This is a genomic window from Pseudomonas sp. NY15435 (assembly GCF_048068295.1).
In the GTDB taxonomy this organism is placed as follows: domain Bacteria; phylum Pseudomonadota; class Gammaproteobacteria; order Pseudomonadales; family Pseudomonadaceae; genus Pseudomonas.
Window position 1 is genome coordinate 60,640 of record NZ_JBLUQA010000003.1, and the last position, 18,943, is coordinate 79,582.

The 18,943-nt window shown below is 63.7% G+C and carries 13 protein-coding genes; 4 read left to right on the top strand and 9 right to left on the bottom strand.

What is annotated here, in order from left to right; all coding sequences use genetic code 11:
* Positions 1–50 precede the first annotated feature (50 nt).
* Positions 51–857 carry a hypothetical protein gene (locus ACNFH5_RS07490; protein WP_416745017.1) on the top strand — a complete coding sequence of 269 codons (807 nt, stop codon included), beginning with the start codon at positions 51–53 and terminating at the stop codon, positions 855–857.
* 5 nt (positions 858–862) lie between these two features.
* Here ACNFH5_RS07490 and ACNFH5_RS07495 read toward each other — a convergent pair whose 3' ends face one another.
* Positions 863–1,297: a hypothetical protein gene (locus ACNFH5_RS07495; RefSeq protein ID WP_348586859.1), complete on the bottom strand. Its 435-nt coding sequence runs from the start codon at positions 1,295–1,297 to the stop codon at positions 863–865.
* A gap of 81 nt (positions 1,298–1,378) precedes the next feature.
* Between ACNFH5_RS07495 and ACNFH5_RS07500 the strand changes: the two genes are divergently transcribed.
* On the top strand, positions 1,379–1,819 hold the full coding sequence (locus ACNFH5_RS07500; protein ID WP_024766849.1) for a universal stress protein: 441 nt from the start codon (positions 1,379–1,381) through the stop codon (positions 1,817–1,819).
* Between the two features lie 43 nt (positions 1,820–1,862).
* Here the strand turns inward: ACNFH5_RS07500 and ACNFH5_RS07505 are convergent, their stop codons facing one another.
* Both ACNFH5_RS07505 and ACNFH5_RS07510 read right to left on the bottom strand, forming a co-directional pair.
* Positions 1,863–2,549 (bottom strand): DUF6901 family protein, encoded by a 687-nt coding sequence (locus tag ACNFH5_RS07505; RefSeq protein WP_416745018.1) that lies wholly within the window; start codon positions 2,547–2,549, stop codon positions 1,863–1,865.
* A gap of 62 nt (positions 2,550–2,611) precedes the next feature.
* Positions 2,612–4,522 (bottom strand): ATP-binding cassette domain-containing protein, encoded by a 1,911-nt coding sequence (locus ACNFH5_RS07510; RefSeq protein WP_416745019.1) that lies wholly within the window; start codon positions 4,520–4,522, stop codon positions 2,612–2,614.
* Between the two features lie 211 nt (positions 4,523–4,733).
* Between ACNFH5_RS07510 and ACNFH5_RS07515 the strand changes: the two genes are divergently transcribed.
* Together ACNFH5_RS07515 and ACNFH5_RS07520 are read left to right on the top strand one after the other, a co-directional pair.
* Positions 4,734–6,659 carry a transglycosylase SLT domain-containing protein gene (locus ACNFH5_RS07515; protein WP_416745020.1) on the top strand — a complete coding sequence of 642 codons (1,926 nt, stop codon included), beginning with the start codon at positions 4,734–4,736 and terminating at the stop codon, positions 6,657–6,659.
* 61 nt (positions 6,660–6,720) lie between these two features.
* Entirely contained in the window at positions 6,721–7,101 is a 381-nt protein-coding gene (locus ACNFH5_RS07520) for a lysozyme inhibitor LprI family protein (RefSeq protein WP_416745021.1), read from the top strand.
* A 248-nt stretch (positions 7,102–7,349) separates the two neighbouring features.
* On the opposite strand, the gene ACNFH5_RS07525 is transcribed toward ACNFH5_RS07520, so the two are convergent.
* From ACNFH5_RS07525 to pepN, 6 genes are all read right to left on the bottom strand, one after another.
* Positions 7,350–8,159, bottom strand: a complete 810-nt coding sequence (locus ACNFH5_RS07525; RefSeq protein WP_416745022.1) for an MOSC domain-containing protein — start codon at positions 8,157–8,159, stop codon at positions 7,350–7,352.
* A gap of 185 nt (positions 8,160–8,344) precedes the next feature.
* Positions 8,345–10,726: an efflux RND transporter permease subunit gene (locus ACNFH5_RS07530; protein ID WP_054909190.1), complete on the bottom strand. Its 2,382-nt coding sequence runs from the start codon at positions 10,724–10,726 to the stop codon at positions 8,345–8,347.
* Between the two features lie 14 nt (positions 10,727–10,740).
* On the bottom strand, positions 10,741–11,757 hold the full coding sequence (locus ACNFH5_RS07535) for a WD40/YVTN/BNR-like repeat-containing protein (protein WP_416745023.1): 1,017 nt from the start codon (positions 11,755–11,757) through the stop codon (positions 10,741–10,743).
* 564 nt (positions 11,758–12,321) lie between these two features.
* The gene (locus ACNFH5_RS07540) at positions 12,322–13,689 is read right to left on the bottom strand and encodes a DUF1329 domain-containing protein (RefSeq protein ID WP_416745024.1); all 1,368 of its coding nucleotides are present in this window, start codon (positions 13,687–13,689) and stop codon (positions 12,322–12,324) included.
* Between the two features lie 68 nt (positions 13,690–13,757).
* Positions 13,758–15,725 (bottom strand): DUF1302 domain-containing protein, encoded by a 1,968-nt coding sequence (locus tag ACNFH5_RS07545; protein ID WP_416745025.1) that lies wholly within the window; start codon positions 15,723–15,725, stop codon positions 13,758–13,760.
* 485 nt (positions 15,726–16,210) lie between these two features.
* Entirely contained in the window at positions 16,211–18,868 is a 2,658-nt protein-coding gene (gene pepN / locus ACNFH5_RS07550; protein WP_416745026.1) for an aminopeptidase N, read from the bottom strand.
* Positions 18,869–18,943: the final 75 nt, after the last annotated feature.

Below are 18,943 nucleotides of genomic sequence, written 5' to 3' on the forward strand. Positions count from 1 at the left end.
CTGTGCAATACAAAACAACAAGAAGCCCATGGCTCCAAGGAGTTGGAACGATGCCCAGCCGTCCGCTCGTGCGTCTGCTGTCTGCGCTCGCGCTCACCGCCCTGCCCCTCATCGCTGTCGCCGACGCCGCCAGCGACCTGCTCAACGTCCACCAGACGCGCCTCGCCGCCCAGCGCAGCCTCGGCGACTTCTTCATGTTCAACGCGATGGAGGGCGACCAGAAGTACGCCAAGATGGTCGAGGCCTCGTCGCAGAGCGCCACAGACGCCCTGGGCAAGCTCGGGGAAATGCCCGGCAACGAATCGAAGAAGCTCAAGACCGAGCTGCAGGATGAGTGGAAGGCCTATGCGGCCCAACTGCATACCCTCACCGGTGCACTGGACAAGAGTGGCTACACCGACCTGCAACCGGTGGCCGACCTCGCCGCGCAGAACCGCAAGCTACTGGATACCGCCGAGCAGCTCTACGCGAAGATCCAGGACGAAAGCGGCAGCAAGGTCCCACCGCTGACCCAGCAAACCCGCGAGCAGAGCCTGCTGATGCAGGATATCGCGGTGGACTACGCCTCGCGCAACGCCTCGGTGGGTGCCAGCTTCTTCGGTGGCGGCGAGGAGCGCCCGCTGGATGACCTGGCCAACCGCTTCGCGATCAACCTGGTGAAGCTGCAACAGGCGCCGCAGACCACCCCGGAGATCGGCCAGGAACTGCGCGGCGTGGCGATCAAGTGGCGCTACATCGAGAAATCGCTGCAGAACTACAACCAGAACAGCGTGCCCTTCCTGATCAACAAGTACTCCGACCGCATCATCGAAGACCTGGAGAAAGTCTCCGGTCTCTATGCCGCGCAGCAGAGCTGATCGCCTCAGGCATGCTGTTTGAGAAAAGTGGCGACCCGCTCGAGGTCGCTGCTGTCGCCCCGCTCGCCCCAGTACAGCGCGAGGAACTGGGGTGTCGCCTCGACCATGTAGACGTCTTTCGGCAGGCTGGCCAGCGCCTGGGCCAGCTCGGCAGGGGCGCTCGCCTCACGCCAGCGATCCAGCCAGACGCCCGGCTCGCTCTGCCAGTAGCACCACGCATCGCGGTTCTTTCCACGGGCGCGGTGGTATTGCGCGCACTGGCGCGGCGGCTGCCGTTCCAGCCAGTGCGGCCACTCCTGCTGCGCCATCTGCATGGCCAGCCCCAGGCGCCGCGCCTGCAGGCGCAGGTCCATCTGCCCACGCTGACCGCGCGAAGGGATCAGCCAGGTCAGCGGGCTGAGCACCAATGCGATGAGAAGAATTACCATCCACGTGGTCATATCGGTTATACCGGTCAAACAGGTCAAGCACGGCCATTGGGGCCATACTGATTAATAACGAGTCCCCCGGAGGAGACGCTCATGCCCTACCAACACATTCTGGTCGCCGTCGACCTTACCGAAGAATGCGATCCGGTGATGAAGCGAGCGGTCGCACTGGCCAAGGCCAACGACGCCCGGCTCTCGGCGGTGCATGTGGTCGAGCCCATGGCCATGGCCTTCGGAGGCGATGTGCCGATGGACCTGTCGATGCTGCAACAACAGCAGTTCGACCAGGCCAAGGAGCGCCTGCACCAGTTCACCCTCACCTACGCCGAGATCACCAGCTCCCAGTGCCATCTGGTCTATGGCCAGCCGCGCCAGGAGATCCACCGCCTCGCCGATGAACAGGATTGCGACCTGATCGTCGTCGGCAGCCACGGCCGCCACGGCCTCGCCCTGTTGCTGGGCTCCACCGCCAACGACGTCCTGCACGGTGCGCCCTGCGATGTCCTCGCCGTGCGTCTGCAGAAAACCAGCTGAGCCAACCTGAGTAGACAGCGGGCCCTGCGGGGCCCGCTTCGTTTCAGGCCCCGAGCATGTCCCCGCTCATCAGCAGCGGCCGCACCTTCTGCAACTGCGCCTCCAGCGAATAGCTCATGCTCGACGCCATGGAGAAGAAGCTGAGGAAAGCCTTCAGGTTCGAGTCGCCATCACAGGTTTCGTGAATACGCTGCCAGAACGCCTGGTTGACCAGTTGCAGTTGCTGGAACTGCTTCACCAGCCCCTTCAGCTCCCAATCCGCATGCCGTCCTTCACGGAAGTTGAAGTACTGACGCATCAGGTACAGCGACACCGCGCGCAGGATGAACTCCTGGTTGCTGGCGAACGGCAAGTGCTGCTGCGCCATCGGCTTGAGCTTGCCCAGCAGCGGACAGGCGCTGGTGGCCATGATCACGCCGAGCAGCGCGCGCAGGCCCTCCTCCAGCCCCGCGTGCTTGATGTACTCACGCTCCGGCGTGCGTACCTGCACCGAGACCTTCTTGAAGGCCGGCAAACCACGAAAGTCCTCGATCACCCGGTGCAGGTCCACCGCCGCCGGGCAGTGGCTGTACTGCGCCGGACTCAGTGGGCAGTTGCTGCAACGGTTGTTCTCCAGGCGCGTCCAGCGTGGCGTCTGGGCGGCTATATGTGGGTCGTACTGGCGCTCCAGCTCGATGCGGTAACTGAACTCGTGCTCATCATCCAGGGTGATGCGGTACTCGATTGCCATTCGGCCATCCCTAACAGTCTTTGATCAGCGATACGCACGGGCACATCACCGGACCGAACGGATCACTCTTCCAGTTCGGCCCAGCGCTCGATCAACCGGTCCAGATCCTCCTGCAGGGTACCGAGGCGCGCGAGCGCGGCCTGGGCTTCGTCCTGCGGACGCTGGTAGAAGTCCGGTGACGCGGTTTCTTCCTGCAGCGCGGCCATTTCCGCTTCCAGGGCCTCGATCTGCCCGGGAATGGCTTCCAGTTCACGCTGCAGCTTGTAGCTCAGTTTCTTCTTCGGCGCGGCTTCCACCGGCGCACTCACAACCGCCGGCTGCTCGGCAGCAGGAGCAGCAGCAGGCTTGTCACCCTTCTCCTCGCCCACGCCGAGCAGCTTGGGCGAGCCGCCCTGACGCAGCCAGTCCTGGTAGCCACCGACGAATTCGCGCACGCGCCCTTCGCCCTCGAACACCAGGGTGCTGGTCACCACGTTGTCGAGGAAGGCCCGGTCGTGGCTGACCATCAGTACGGTGCCGTCGAAGGTCAGCAGCACTTCTTCCAGCAGCTCCAGGGTTTCCACGTCCAGGTCGTTGGTCGGTTCGTCCAGCACCAGCAGGTTGGCCGGCTTGCTGAACAACTTCGCCAGCAACAGGCGTGCCCGCTCGCCACCGGAGAGCGCCTTCACCGGGGTACGGGCGCGCTGGGGGGAGAACAGGAAGTCGCCCAGGTAGCTGAGGACGTGGCGATTCTGCCCGTTGATGGTGATGAATTCGCGACCTTCGGAAATGTTATCGATGACGGTCTTTTCCGGCTCCAGCTGGTGACGCAGCTGGTCGAAATAAGCCACTTCCAGTCGGGTGCCTTCCTTGACGCTGCCGGAAGTCGGCTGCAGATCGCCCAGCAGCAACTTGAGCAGCGTGGTCTTGCCGGTGCCGTTGGCGCCGAGCAGGCCGATACGGTCACCGCGCTGCAACACCAGCGAGAAATCACGGATCAGCGCCGGGCCACCCGGATGGGCGAAGCCGGCTTTCTCGACGACGATCACCTGCTTGCCGGACTTCTCGGCTGTCTCCATCTGGAAACTGGCCTTGCCCTGGCGCTCACGGCGTTCGGCGCGCTCGTTGCGCATCGCCTTGAGCGCGCGCACACGGCCTTCGTTACGGGTACGACGGGCCTTGATGCCCTGGCGAATCCACACTTCTTCCTGGGCCAGGCGCTTGTCGAACAGCGCGTTGGCTGCCTCTTCCGCCGCCAGCTCCTGCTCTTTATGCACCAGGAAGCTGGCGTAGTCGCCGTTCCAGTCGATCAGGTGGCCGCGGTCCAGCTCGAGGATGCGGGTGGCCACGGCCTGCAGGAAGGAGCGGTCGTGGGTGATGAACAGAACCGCGCCGGGGAAGTCCGCCAGGGCGTTTTCCAGCCAGGCAATGGCGCCGATGTCCAGGTGGTTGGTCGGCTCGTCGAGCAGCAGCAGGTCAGGCTCGGCCACCAGCGCCTGGGCCAGCAGCACACGGCGACGCCAACCGCCGGAGAGTTCGGCGAGGGTCTTGTCAGCCGGCAGTTGCAGGCGGCTCAGGGTGGTATCCACCAGTTGCCCCAGACGCCAGCCATCGCGGGCTTCGAGGTCCTGCTGGACGCGTGCCAGCTTGTTCAGATCCTCTTCGCTTTCGATGTGCATGCTCAGGTGGTGGTACTGCGCCAGCAGCTCACCGACTTCGGCCAGGCCTTCGGCGACCACGTCGTAGACGGTACGGTCATCGGCGCGCGGCAATTCCTGCGGCAGCTCACCGATCTTCAGCGACGGAGCGCGCCAGATATCACCGTCATCGGGCTTCTGCTCGCCCTTGACCAGCTTGAGCATGCTCGACTTGCCGGTGCCGTTGCGGCCGATGATGCAGACCCGCTCACCGCGAGCGATCTGCCAGGACACCTTATCCAGCAGCGGAGTGGTGCCGAAGGCGAGGGACACGTCGGTTAACTTGAGCAGGGTCATGAGGGCATCTTCCGTAAAACAGGGCGCGCAGTTTAAGGGAAAGCGCAGAAAAGTCAGAGGGGTGCGGACAAAGTGCAGGAGCGAGATATTCGTCCGCCTTTGAGTCAGGCAAGCCCTGGCGGCGCTTTCACCCCCCGCGCGCAACAGGCTAAGCTACCCGGCAGCGGGCGCGCGCCATCCAGCGCCCACCGATCATCTTCCCGGAAGAGCCATGCGCGGTCGCCTTTTCTCACTGTTTTCCTGCCTGATCCTCAGCCTGTCTGCTTCGACAGCCAACGCAGCGTCCCTGCCCCAACAGCGCCAGATGTACGACGAGGCGCAGAAGGCACTGGCGCGCGGCGACAGCGGTCCGTATTTCAGCTACCAGTCGGCACTGGCCGATTATCCGCTGCAGCCGTACCTGGCCTACGACGAGCTGACCAACCGCCTGAAAAGCGCCAGCAACGCTGAGATCGAGCGCTTCATCGAGCAGCACGGCGACCTGCCGCAGATCAACTGGCTGAAACTGCGCTGGATGCGCCAGCTGGCCGACCGCGGCGACTGGAACACCTTTGTCCGTTATTACGACCCGAAGATGAATTTCACCGAGCTGGACTGCCTCTACGGCCAGTACCAGCTGGGCCACGGCAACAAGGCCGAGGGCTATGCCACCGCCGAGAAACTCTGGCTGGTGGGCAAGCCGCAGCCGGACGCCTGCGATACTACCTTTGCCATGTGGCAGGCCGATGGCCAGCTCACCGAAGAGAAGGTCTGGAAGCGCCTGAAGCTGGCCGCCGAGAAGGGCAACTACAGCCTCGCCAGCGTGCTCTCCAAGCGCCTGCCAACCCTCGGCAGCCAGGGCGCGCTGATGGTCAACGTGGCACAGAATCCATCGCAGCTGAGCCAGACCACCCGCTTCGGCGCCCGCGACCACGCTACCGCCGACGTGGTCGGCCTCGGCCTGCGCCGCCTGGCCAAGCAGGATCCGGAAAAGGCCATCAGCCTGCTCGACTACTACAGCTCGGTGCTGCCCTTCTCCAGCGACGAGAAAGTCTCCATCGCCCGCGAGATCGGCCTGAGCCTGGCGCGTCGCTATGACCCGCGCGCGCTGCCGATGATGGTCAAGTACGACCCGCAACTGCGCGACGACACCGTCACCGAGTGGCGCCTGCGCCTGCTGCTGCGCCTGGGCCGCTGGGAAGAAGCCTACGAGCTGACCCGCGCCCTGCCGCCGTCGCTGGCCGAGACCAATCGCTGGAAATACTGGCAGGCGCGCTCGCTGCAACTGGCGCAGCCGCAGAACAAGCAGGCCGTCAGCCTGTACCAGCCGGTGGCCGGCGAGCGTGACTTCTACGGCTTCCTGGCCGCGGACCGGATCAACGCTCCCTACCAGTTGAACAACCGCCCGGTATCGCTGGACGCGGCGACGATGCAGCGCGTGCGCAACGCGCCGAGCACCCGCCGCGCCCTGGAGTTCTACGCCCGTGGCGAGATCATCAATGCCCGCCGCGAGTGGTACCACGCTGCCCGCCACTTGAGCCACGACGAGCTGCTGGCCCAGGCGAAGATCGCCTACGACATGCAGTGGTACTTCCCGGCCATCCGCGCGATCAGCCAGGCCAAGTACTGGGACGACCTCGATATCCGCTTCCCCATGGCCTACCGCAACACCCTGGTGCGCGAGGCGCGCAACCGCGGCCTGCACTCCAGCTGGGTATTCGCCATCACCCGCCAGGAAAGCGCCTTCATGTCCGATGCGCGTTCCGGCGTCGGCGCCACCGGCCTGATGCAACTGATGCCGGCCACCGCCAAGGAGACTTCACGCAAGTTCGGCATCCCGTTGGCCTCGCCGCAGCAGCTGATCGTGCCGGATGTGAACATCCAGCTCGGCGCCGCCTACCTGAGCCAGGTGCACGGTCAGTTCAACGGCAACCGCGTGCTCGCCACCGCCGCCTACAACGCCGGCCCCGGCCGCGTGCGCCAGTGGCTGAAGGATGCACGTCACCTGGCCTTCGACGTCTGGGTCGAGACCATTCCGTTCGATGAGACCCGCGCCTACGTGCAGAACGTGCTGTCCTACGCGGTGATCTACGGGCAGAAGCTCAACGCGCCGCAACCCATTGTCGACTGGCACGAACGCTTCTTTGACGAACTCTGATCCCTCCCCCGCCCGGCATCCGCCGGGCGGTTTTCATTTCCTAAGGAAAAAGGAAATTTCCATGCGCAAGACCGTTCTCTCCCTGACCATGCTCGCCGCCGGCCTGCTCAGTGCCAACCTCGCCCTGGCCGCCTGCGAGAAGCCGCGCAACGCCTTCGACAGCGTGTACTGCCTGAGTACCGAATACGCCCAGGTCGACCGCGAGCTGAACAATGAATTCGGCACCCTGCGCAAGATGCTCAACGACGGGCAGAAGGCTGCGCTGAAGAAGAGCCAGATCGCCTGGATCAAGGACCGCGACGCCCAGTGCAGCTACGAGCGCGACGGCGGCTACTTCGTCAATCTGCAGTGCGCGGTGGACAAGACCAACGAGCGCCTGGCCGTGCTGCGTGAGCGTGAGCGCGAGTGCCAGAGCACCGGTTGCGTCGAGGCCAAGCTGTAAGACCAGCCCCAGGGCCCGACTGAGCAAGGCATTGGCGATGGGCTCGGTGTAACGGCGTACAACCGCCGACGGTTGTACGCCCTGCGGCTATCTGTAGGAGCGAGCTTGCTCGCGAACCGCCCCAACGCCAGAGCTGCCGGCGAGTCTGTTCGCGAGCAAGCTCGCTCCTACAAAAGATGTTCATCCAAGCGTTGGAAGCAAGGGCGCACAACGCTCCACGTTATGCGCCGCCGGGCCTTGGCCATGCCCTACTCCAGGACTTCCACGTCCATGCCCACGCGCAGCTCGCCGCTGTTCAGGGCAATCAGGTTCTGGCCGAACAGCGCATCGCCGTTGACGTTACGGTACTGGAGCAGCGTCGCCAGCGGCTGGCGCTCCGGGTCGCGCTCGCCAGTATGCGGGTCGATGGTGGTGAGGATGCAGCGCGAGCAGGGCTTGGCCACCTTGAAGGTAACCTCGCCGATGCGGATGCGCTTCCAGCCGTCTTCGGCAAAGGGTTCAGCGCCAGTGACCACCAGGTTCGGGCGGAAGCGCAGCATTTCCAGCGGGCGGCCAACTTTGGCAGACAGGTCGTCCAGCGACCCCTGGCCGATCAGCAGCAGCGGGAAACCATCCGCGAAGTGCACATGCTCGCCGGGCTCGGCGTAGGCCGCATCCACCTGACGCGCACGCTGCTCAGGCATCTGCACCAGGCGCACATCCCGACCGAGGAAAGCGCTCAGCCACTGGGCGGCGGCATCGCCCGCATCGGGCACCTGCAGCATGTCGCGCCAGATCAGCACGCCGCGCAGGTTATCGTCGCTGCCCGGCACGTCCACCAGCAGGTCATCCATGCCGGGCGCGCGCAAGCGCAAGGCGGCGAAGCCGTCCTGCCAGCGTGCCTCGATGCGACCCATCTGCGGCAGCAGCCGCTGAGTGAGGAAGCGTCCATTGGCGGCATCTACCACCATCCAGCGTCGATCCCCTTCCAGACCGAGGGCGTCCAGTCGGACGGCTTCCAGGGGCTCATAGGCGGTGGATTTGACCGGGTAACGGTAGAGCTCGCTCAGACTGAACATCGGAAGCTTCCTTTCATGCGGGCGAAAGCGACCTTATACGGTGTGGGACGGGCGTCTAGCAATGGGGCATTGCGATCGCGGGCATGGCTCCAGATGCATTCCCGAGCGCGCCGAGCTCCTTATCCGGCGCAATAAAAAACCGCGGCCCTGGGGCCGCGGTTTTTTGTTTACCGCTGAAGCATCGATCAGTGGACCAGGATCGATGCCTTCTTCTGACGCACCTTCTCCGGGTTGATCAGGAAGCGCGCCAGCGCCGGCAGCAGCCACAGGGCACCGAACATGTTCCAGAGAAGCATGAAGGTCAGCATCAGGCCCATGTCGGCCTGGAACTTGATCGCCGAGAAGATCCAGGTGGCGACGCCGATGGCCAGGCACAGACCGGTGAAGAGCACCGCTTTACCGGTGGACTTCAGGGTCTCGTAGTAGGCCTCCTGCAGAGACAGCCCCTGGCGCAGGAAGGACTCCAGGCGGGTGTAGATGTAGATGCCGTAGTCCACGCCGATACCTACGCCCAGCGCGATCACCGGCAGGGTCGCCACCTTCACGCCGATGCCCAGAGTGGCCATCAGCGCGTTGCCCAGCACCGAGGTGAGGATCAGCGGCAGCACGATGCACAGGGTCGCGGCGAAGGAGCGGAAGGTGATCAGGCACATCACCGCCACGCAGATGTACACCAGGATCAGGATGGTCAGTTCCGAGTGCTTGATCACGTCGTTGGTGGCGGCCTCGATACCGGCGTTACCGGCGGCGAGCTTGAACTTCAGGTCGTCCTTCTCGTTGGCCTTGGCGAAGTCCTGCACGACGGCCACGGCACGGTCGAGGGTCTCGGCCTTGTGGTCGTTGAGGAACACCAGCAGGGGCGCCAGCGAGCAGTTGCTGTTGAACAGGCCTTCGGCGCGGCTGATGGAGTTGTTCAGCACGTCCTGGTTGCGGGACAGCGACTCCCACTTCAGGTTGCCTTCGTTCATGCCCTTGATCATCTGCTTGGAGACGGTGACCAGGGAAATGGCCGACTGCACGCCCTGGGTGTTCTCCAGGCGCCAGGCCAACTCGTCGATGGCGGACAGGGTCTTGTGGGTGGAACAGCCCTCGGCTTCGGACGCCACCATCACCACCAGCACGTCGGAGCTGGTCGAGTAGTTGCGGATGATGAAGTCGTTGTCCAGGTTGTAGCGCGAGTCCGGACGCAGCTCCGGCGCGCCCTGGTCGAGGTCACCGATCTTCAGGTGATGCCCCTGCCACATGCCGCCGGCGAACATCGCCAGGGCGATGACCACGGAGATCGGCGCCACGGACGGGCTGGCGAAGTTGGACAGCGCGCGCCAGAAGGGATGGTCGCGCACGGCGTCTTCCTTGCTGCGCTGCACCGCCTTCTTGCTGATGCCGATGTAGGAGATGGCGACCGGCAGCAGGATCAGGTTGGTGAACACGATCACCGCCACGCCGATGGAGGCGCCGATGGCCAGCTCGCGGATCACGCCGATGTCGATCACCAGCAGGGTGATGAAGCCGACGGCGTCCGCGAGGATCGCGATCATGCCCGGCAGGAACAGCTGGCGGAAGGTACGGCGAGCAGCCAGCAGCGGGGTTTCCGCGTCACTGGACTGCAGGGCGATACCGTTGATCTTCTGCACGCCGTGGGAAATACCGATGGCGAAGATCAGGAACGGCACCAGCATCGAGTACGGGTCCAGCCCGAAGCCGATGATGTGCAGCAGGCCCAACTGCCAGATCACTGCCACCAGGGTGGTGGACAGCACGGCAATGGTGGAGCGCACGCACTTGGTGAACCACAGCAGCAGCACCAGGGTGATGACGAAGCAGATGCCGAAGAAGCCGACCACCATCAGCAGGCCGTCGATCAGGTCACCGACCTTCTTGGCGAAGCCGGTGATGTGGATCTTCACGTTGGGGTTCTGCAACTGGTACTTGTCGCGGATCTTCTCTTCCAGCTCATGGGAGAACTGGCGATAGTCCAGCTTCATCAGCTTGCCCTGGTCCTTCGGGTCTGGGTAGACCTCCAGCAGCGGCACGTCGACGATGCTCGACTTGAAGTTGTTGGCGACCAGGCGGCCGATCTGGCCGGACTTGAGCACGTTGTTGCGCAGCAGGTCCAGGGCCTTGGCGGAGCCGTCGTAGGTCTGCGGGATCACTTCGCCACCGGCGAAGCCTTCCTCGGTCACTTCGGTCCAGCGCACGCTCGGGCTCCACAGAGACTTCATGCCGGAGCGGTCGACGCCGGGGATGTAGAAGACCTCGTCATGGATCTGCCGCAGCGTCTCCATGTACTCCTTGGTGAAGATGTCGCCGTTCACCGCTTCCACCGAAATGCGCACGGTGTTGCCGAGGTTGGCCAGGTCGTTGCGATGCTCCAGCATGTTCTGGATGAACGGATGCTGCAGCGGAATCATCTTCTCGAAGCTGGTGGACGGGCGCACCTGCGTGGCCGACCAGGCGAGGAAGACGGTCACCAGCAGGCACGCGATGATCACGAACGGCCGGTGGGTGAAGATGATGCGTTCCAGGAAAGTCGCCTTGTCCTGTTGATGCTTGTTCAGAGCGTTCATTGCGGCTCCCCGGCTTATTGTTGTTCTGTCAGCTCGGCGCCGGTCGCCGTAGCCAGGTGGATACCGCCCTGGCCGACCAGGACCAGGTTGCCATTGCCGGCCGCGCTCACGCCCGCGAGGGACAGGCGGTCCGGACGGTTGACGACACTGAAGCTCACGCCGTCGTCCTTGCTCTCCAGTACGCTGCCGCCATGGCCGACGACGACGATGGTGCCGTCATCCAGCAGGCTGCCCTCGGAGAGACCGAACTCCAGCTCGCCACCATTGGCGGTGGGCAGGCTGACCTGCTGCCAGGTGCCGCCGAAATCGGTGGAGCGGAACAGGTGGCCGCGCAGGCCGTAGGCCAGGACGGTGCCAGCCTGGGTGGTACCGGTGGCGCCGAACAGCGAGCCTTCATATGGGCCCTGGAGTTTTTCCCAGGTCTCGCCCCAGTCCTTGGAGCGGAACATGCTGCCCGCTTCGCCGACCACGAACAGGCCGGAATCCTTCACCGCCGTGATGGCGTTGAGGTGGAACTGGTCTTCATTGTCCAGGCGATCGCTGACATCTTCCCAGCTCTTGCCACCGTCGGTGGTTTCCAGCAGCGCGCCGTAGGCGCCCACGGCCATGCCGTGGTTCTCGTCCTGGAACCAGATGTCCAGCAGTGGCGCTTCGCGCTTCAGGTCTTCGAACTGACGAGTCCAGGTGGTGCCGCCATCGGTGGTAGCCAGGACCTGGGCGTCATGGCCGACGGCCCAGCCCTTCTTGTCATTGATGAAGAACACCGAGGTCAGGAGTTGGCGGGTCGGCACGGTGGCCTGGGTCCAGCTCTTGCCTGCGTCGTCGGAATAGAGGATGTGCCCGTGATCACCCACCGCGACCAGACGCTTGCCGGCGTGGGCGATGCTCAGCAGCAGGCTGCTGGACGCCTTGGCGGAAATGATCGAGTTGGAATCGCTGGCGGCGTCCGTTGCGGCAACGGCATGCAGCGGCGCCAGGGACATCATCAGGAAGGAAAACGCGCCGAGCAGGGAAACCGTCTTGCGCGACATCGGGAAGGAGCTTCGCACTCCCGATACGGGCTGCTCGCTCGAAGTGCGCCACAGGGGCTCACGCATATGCCTTTACCTCTTTTTCTTATGCAGGCGGTATGTAGTTTGGAGCTATATAGCCAGCCTTTTCCGGGGCTGACAATTAACGGCACGTTATCTTTTGTTAAGCCCCGGGCGCCTCACTCGAAAGGATGAGTGCATTTTGCCATCTCGCCCGAAAGGCGCGCAGCTGGGGGCTTGCAGCGGGTGGAGCGGTAACACTTTTCCGATTCCAGCTGTTCGCCCAGCCCTCGTGCAGCCTTGCCGGGGAAACCTCTTTTTGTAGGAGCGAGCTTGCTCGCGAACGGCGTCATGACGCCGCTTCGGAGCTTGGCGGGTTCGCGAGCAAGCTCGCTCCTACAATGTCGAGAGCCCTCACCCTCGCCTCTCCCGGCGGAACAGGGTTGGGCGAGGGAAAGCACAGGCAAGGCTTATCCAGAAGACTGTTGTTCCTACCTGTCCCGGTTTTCCTGAGCACATGAAAAAGCCCGCCAAGGGGCGGGCTTTTTCAGGCATGACGCGAACTCAGCGGGTGCCGCGGCGACGCAGTGCGGACGGGCTGAAGTAGGAGTCGTCCGGTACGGCCTGACCGAAGTCGATGGTGCTCGGCTCTTCGTTGTCCAGGTTCTGTACGTGGTAGCGACGGGCCTGCAGGTCGTGGAAGGTATCCAGAGCGGTCCAGGTGGTGGGCAGCTCGTAGTAGTTCTTCAGGTAAGCCAGCGAAACACGCCACAGCTCGCCGCGACCGTCGTACTGGTCGACTTCGGCGGCGCCCCAGCTGTCTTCGTCCAGGAACAGCACGCGCTTGGAGTAGATGTGGCGCGAGCCCGGCTTCAGGGTGCCTTCGACGACCCACACGCGGTGCAGTTCGTAGCGGGTGTATTTCGGGTTCAGGTGGTTCGGGGTCAGCAGATCCTTGTACTTAACCTCAGGGCTGGAAACCTTGTAGTTGTTGTACGGGATGTACATTTCCTTCTTGCCGATCAGCTTCCAGTCGTAGCGGTCTGGCGAGCCGTTGAACATGTCGGTGTCGTCGGCGGTACGCAGGCCGTCGGCGGCAGCGATCGGGGTGTCGTAGGCCAGGTTCGGCGCACGGCGCACGCGGCGCTGGCCGGCGTTGTAGCCCCAGGCCTGGCGCGGCTCCTTCACCTGGTCCAGGGTCTCGTGTACCAGTGCGGCACCACCGGCCAGGCGCGCCGGGCTCTTGGTGAACGACAGGTAGTAGAACAGCAGGTTGTTCAGGTCCGAGAAGCTCTTGCCCTGGATGTAGTACTTGAACAGCGCTTCCTGCTGCGAGGTCACCAGCGAGTAGTCACCGTTGCGCTGCACGGCCACTTCGGACGCGCGACGCACGACGTAGGTGCCGCGGTAGCGGGCGATGTGGTTCCACACCGCTTCCACGCCGTTCTGCGGGATCGGGAACGGAATGCCGCCGAAGGCGTCGACGAAACCGTTGCCGCCCTCGGCCAGCTTGGCGCTGGTGGCGTTCTTCAGGGTGTTGTCATACACCCACTGCGGCGCCGAACCGCTGCGGCGGCTCGGGTACACCGGCATCTGGAAGGTGTCCGGGTAGGTGGCGAACAGCGCCAGGGTGCCCGGGGTCAGATTGGCCTTGTACTGATCCAGGTTCGCCTTGGTGATGGTGTACAGCGGCTTGTCGCTGGCGAACGGGTCAATGTGGTGCTGGCCTGGTTTGTAGCCGGCCGGCGCCTGGGTGATGCCACCAGTCCAGGCCGGGATGGTGCCGGCAGCGTTGCCGGCCTTTTCCGCGCCCAGCGGGGTCAGGGACGACTGCAGCTTGGCCGCATCCTGCGGGGAAACCGCCGCCAGAGCGCTGCCGGCGGACAGGGCCAGGGCCACGGCGGCGCCGACCAGGGTACGCATGTTGCGCATGTTGCTTCTCCGTGAGGGGCGCGCGACAGCTCGGAGAGCTTGCCGCGCGGCTTTGGATCTAATGGTCGTTAGAACGAGTACTTGACGTTGAAGCCCACGTTGTCGCGGTCGCGTGCGGCGTTGTTCTGCCCGGCGCCGTAGAACTCGGTGTATTGCAGCTCGGCTTCCAGGGCGTTCAGGTAGGTAGCCTTGACGCCCAGGGTGTAGGCCTTGCGGCCTTCGATGAAGTTGCCGGTCTGGTAGGAGTTGCCTTCGAAGTCGTCCTTGTAGACGGCGTAGGGCGAGATGTTCACGCCGGCGAAGACATCGTTCCAGGTACCCGACAGCAGCAGGGTGTAGCCGTAGGCGTTCTTGTTCACCTGATCGTCGCGGTCGTAGCCGGAGATGTAGGCGCCGTTGCCACGGCCGGAGTAGTAGCGGGTGCTGCCGTCATAGGCGGTGTACTGCAGGTCGCTGCCGCGCAAGTGCTCGGAGGCCAGTTCCGCCACACCCATCAGCGAGTCGAAGGACAGCGACGGGCCGAAGTTGTAGATGGTGCCCAACGAGGTGTTGAAGGCCTCGACGCGTTCGTAGTTGTGGATCTGGTCGCGAATCGAAACGTCACCACCACCGATGTTCACGGTCTTGCCACTGGCCAGCGCCGGAGCCTGGACCAGCAGGTCGCCGAGCAGGTCGTTGGTGGTGGCGATGCCGATCGGCAGATTCGGGCGGTAGGCCAGCTCGCCGAACACCGAGGCGTCGCCCACGGTGGTGTTGAAGCTGAAGCCGTACATGCGGATGTTCTCGACGTACTCACGACGAGCGTTGACCTGGTTGGCCACGTCCACGGAGGTCGCGCCGTTGACCAGGCTCAGCACCTGGCCGGCCAGGGCATTGCCGCTGCCGGCAGCGCTGACGAGCTGGTCGTAGGAGGTGAAGCCGCCGACGCCAGCCAGTTGGTCGAGGTCAACGCCGGCATAATCGCTGTTGAGGTCGGCGTAGATGGTCGGCTCTTTGGAGTGATAGTTGACGAAGTAGAAGCCGAACTCGGTGGAGTTCAGTTCTTCAGCCACATAGTGGAAGGCCACGCCGAACTGACCGTCGTTCTTGGCGTTGATGTCCTTGCCAACGTTGGCGACCTTGAACACGCCATTGGAGTCCAGGTACTGGGTACCCTGCAGGCCACCGACATGGGCAGCGGACAGCTGCGGGTAGAGGCTCTGGAACAGCGGGTTGGAGAGCGCACCCACGGTGGTGTAAGCGGTATTGCCGCCATCGGCGAACAGGTCGGTCTCGGAGAAGAAGGTGCCAACCGGGTCGATGCGGGTCTCTTTCCAGTTCCACTGGTAGAAGGCATCCATCGACAGGTTGTCGGTCAGGCCGATGTTGAAGCTGGCGGCTTCAACCGGCATCAGCACTTCCTTCAGCTCCGAGCCCGGCAGGCGGAACTTGGCGGCGTCCACCGGGTTGGTGGTGTTCACGCCACCACGGTAGAAGATGCCCTCGCCCCAGTTGAATACCTGGCGGCCCAGGCGCGCGGTCAGCGGGTGATCGGCCACGTCCCAGTTGCCGTAGACGTAGGCGTCTAGGATCTCGGCGCGGTTACCGGCGGCGTCGCGGGTCTCGCTGGTGAAGCGATCGCTGTTGGGGTATGTCTGGCTCGGCTGCGCAGGATGGTTGTTGTCGTAGTAGTCGTTGCGCTTGTCCATGATCTGGGTGTCATAGAAAGCCGAGCCACGTACGAACAGACCGTAGTTCTTGTAGGTCGCTTCCAGGTCGGAAGTGATCTTGTACACCTCGGAAACCAGGCCAGTGTCGAAGTTGCGGTTGCCGTCGTTGCCGTTGATGTCGTTGTTGGTCTTGTCCTGGCCCTGCACGCGCCACAGGGCGCCGTAGGACACGGTGCTGTCCAGCGAACCGGTGACTTCGTTATCGAGGAAGCTGAACTCGACCGCCGTTGCCTGGGCAGACATCAGCAGCGGCAGGATACCTGCCAGGGCAAAGCCCGCACGGGCAGGCGCATAACGCAAGACGGGCTTGCGAACTGGGATTTCCATTAGGACTCACTCCATGGACTGATCATTCTTTGGCGGCGCCGCCAGTGCGCGGTACGCCTTGTCAGCCGTTATTCCACGGCCTTGTTGTCGTCGATCTGAAGGAAACTCCCCCAAGGTGCTCGACACGCCTCCCGTCCCAATGGACGGGCAAAGGCTAAGCGGGGTCCGCCGGTGCAACCCCAGTGCCAAGAGCACCGATGCATACGATTCTGCTTACAAAAAATAAAGAAACAGCGCGCTACTTTTTGTGACTGGTCATTCACTGATCAAATCAGGTGGCCGATTGCGCCATTCAGCACGCCAGATGGCGCAATCGGCCCCTGAAGGCGCGACGCAGACACATCGGCGTTTTTCGCTCAATAGCGTGCAGCGATAAGCCAGACGTCGATTAATTTCGATAGGTAACAAAAAGGTGTTACCAACATAAGTTGGTAACACCTTTTCGAACATGGCATGCGCCCCTGGAACGGGGCGCGGCGGGTGTGTTACGCGAGGCTTTTGCTGACCACTTCGTATACATCGCTGGACAGCTCGCCGGACGCCAGGATGCGCTCCAGTTCAGCCTTCATCAGCGCCTGGCGCGCCGGCGCGTACTTGCGCCAGCGGGTCAGCGGCGTCAGCAGGCGCGAAGCGATCTGCGGGTTGAGCGCGTTGAGGGTGATGATCTGGTCGGCCAGGAAGCGGTAGCCAGCGCCATCCGCGCGGTGGAAGTTCACCGCGTTCTGGTTGGCGAAGGCCCCGATCAGCGCGCGGATCTTGTTCGGGTTCTTCAGGGTGAAGGCAGGATGGCTCATCAGCGCCTGCACGCGCTCCAGCCCGCCCGGCAGGGTGCAGCCGGCCTGGACACTGAACCACTGGTCCATCACCAGCGGGTCATCCTTGAAGTAGTCGGCGAACATCGCCAGCGCCTCGTCCTTCTCGCTCTCGAAGGACGAATTGACCAGCACGGCGAGCGCGGTCAAACGCTCGGTCATGTTGTCGCAATCCTTGTACTGCTCCTGGCAGGCGGCGAGCACTTCGGCCTTGCCGCTCTGAATGAGGTAGGACAGCGCGATGTTCTGCAGGCTGCGGCGGGCAATGTGCGAGGCCTCGGCAACATAGGCGGTCTCGCGGGATTGCTTGCGGTTGGCCTGGTAGCGCTCCCACAGCTGCTCGTGCAGCGCCGCGGCGATCTGCTGGCGGGCAAACTCGCGCGCGGCGTGGATCGCTTCGACATCGGCCACTTCGCTGATCTCGGTGAGGTAGGCCTCGCTGGGCAGCGAAAGCATCTCGGCGACCATGGCCTGATCCAGGCCGGTGTCCAGCAGCAGGGTACGGAAGGCGGTGATCAGGCGCTCATCGAGCACCAGCGTCTCGCCACGCTGGTGCTGGCCGATCAGTTCCTGCAGCACCTGCACGGACAGCTGCTGGCCAGCTTCCCAGCGGTTGAAACCGTCCTCGTCATGCTGCATGAGGAACATCAGCTGGTCGCGGTTGTACGGGAAGCTCAGCTTCACCGGCGCGGAGAATCCACGCAGCAGCGACGGCAGCGGCTTCTCGGCGAGACCGACGAAAGTGAAGGACTGCTCGGCCTCGGTCACCTGCAGCACACGGTCGCTGCCGTGGGCATGCTCTTCACCCTGCAGGCGCAGCGACAGGGCGTTGCCGAGCTTGTCGATCAGGCCCATCTGCACGGGAATGACGAAGGGCTGCTTCTCGCTCTGCCCCGGCGTGGCCGGGCAGCTCTGGCGGAAGGTCAGGGTGTAGCTCTGCGCGGCAGCGTCGTAGCTCTCCTCGACCGCCAGACGCGGGGTGCCGGACTGGCTGTACCAGCGCTTGAACTGGGTGAGGTCGACGCCGTTGGCGTCCTCCATGGCCTTGACGAAGTCGTCACAGGTCACTGCCTGGCCGTCATGGCGCTCAAAGTAAAGGTCGGTGCCCTTGCGGAAGCCGTCGGCACCCAACAAGGTATGGATCATCCGCACCACTTCCGAACCCTTCTCGTAGACGGTCAGGGTGTAGAAGTTGGAAATCTCGATGAAGGAATCCGGGCGCACCGGGTGCGCCATGGGGCCGGCGTCCTCGGCGAACTGGTTGGTACGCAGGAAAGCCACGTCCTCGACGCGCTTGACGGTGCGCGAGTTCATGTCGGCGGAGAACTCGCTGTCGCGGAACACGGTGAAGCCTTCCTTGAGCGACAGCTGGAACCAGTCGCGGCAGGTCACGCGGTTGCCCGACCAGTTGTGGAAGTACTCATGCGCCACTACGCCTTCGACACGCTGGTGCGCGGCGTCGGTCGCGGTCTCGGCCTTGGCCAGCACGCAGCTGGAGTTGAAGATGTTGAGGCCCTTGTTCTCCATCGCGCCCATGTTGAAGTCGTTGACCGCGACGATCATGAAGATGTCCAGGTCGTACTCGCGGCCGTAGACCTTCTCGTCCCAGCGCATCGAGTTCTTCAGGCTGTCCATGGCGTGCTGGCACTTGTCGATGTTCTCCGGCTCGACATAGATGCGCAGGGTGACTTCGCGCTCGCTCATGGTGGTGAACTGGTCTTCCACGCACCAGAGGTCGCCGGCGACCAGGGCGAACAGGTAGGCCGGCTTCTTGAACGGGTCCTGCCAGGTCGCCCAGTGACGGCCGCCCTCTTCCGAACCGCTGGCCACCGGGTTGCCGTTGGACAGGAGCACCGGGTACTTGTGCTGCTCGGCCGAGAGCGTGGTGGTGAAGCTGCTCATCACGTCCGGGCGATCGAGGTAGTAGGTGATCTTGCGGAAGCCTTCAGCCTCGCACTGGGTGCAGAACATCTTGCCGGACTTGTACAGGCCTTCGAGCGCGGTGTTGCTTTCCGGGTGGATGCGCACGGTGCTGTCGACGGTGAAAGTCTTCGCCGTCGGCTGCAGGGTCAGGTGGTTTTCGTCGAGCTGGTACTGGCCCGCCGCGAGCGGCTGGTCATCCAGCGCCACTGACAGCAGCTCCAGCTGCTGGCCGTCGAGCACCAGCGGCGGCAGGCCGTCGCCACGCTCGGGGTTGCGGCGCATCACCAGCTGGGCGTGGACCAGGGTGTGGTCCTCGTACAGCTCGAAGGTCAGGTTGGTCTCGTCGATCAGGTACTCGGGCGCCTGATAATCCTTGAGGTAGATGACTTTCGGTTGCTCGGTACGCATGGCTTTTGGCCCCTTGGAAGGCGGCAGGCGAATGGGCCGGCCGGAGGAATACTGACTCTAGCGATTGGGAACGGC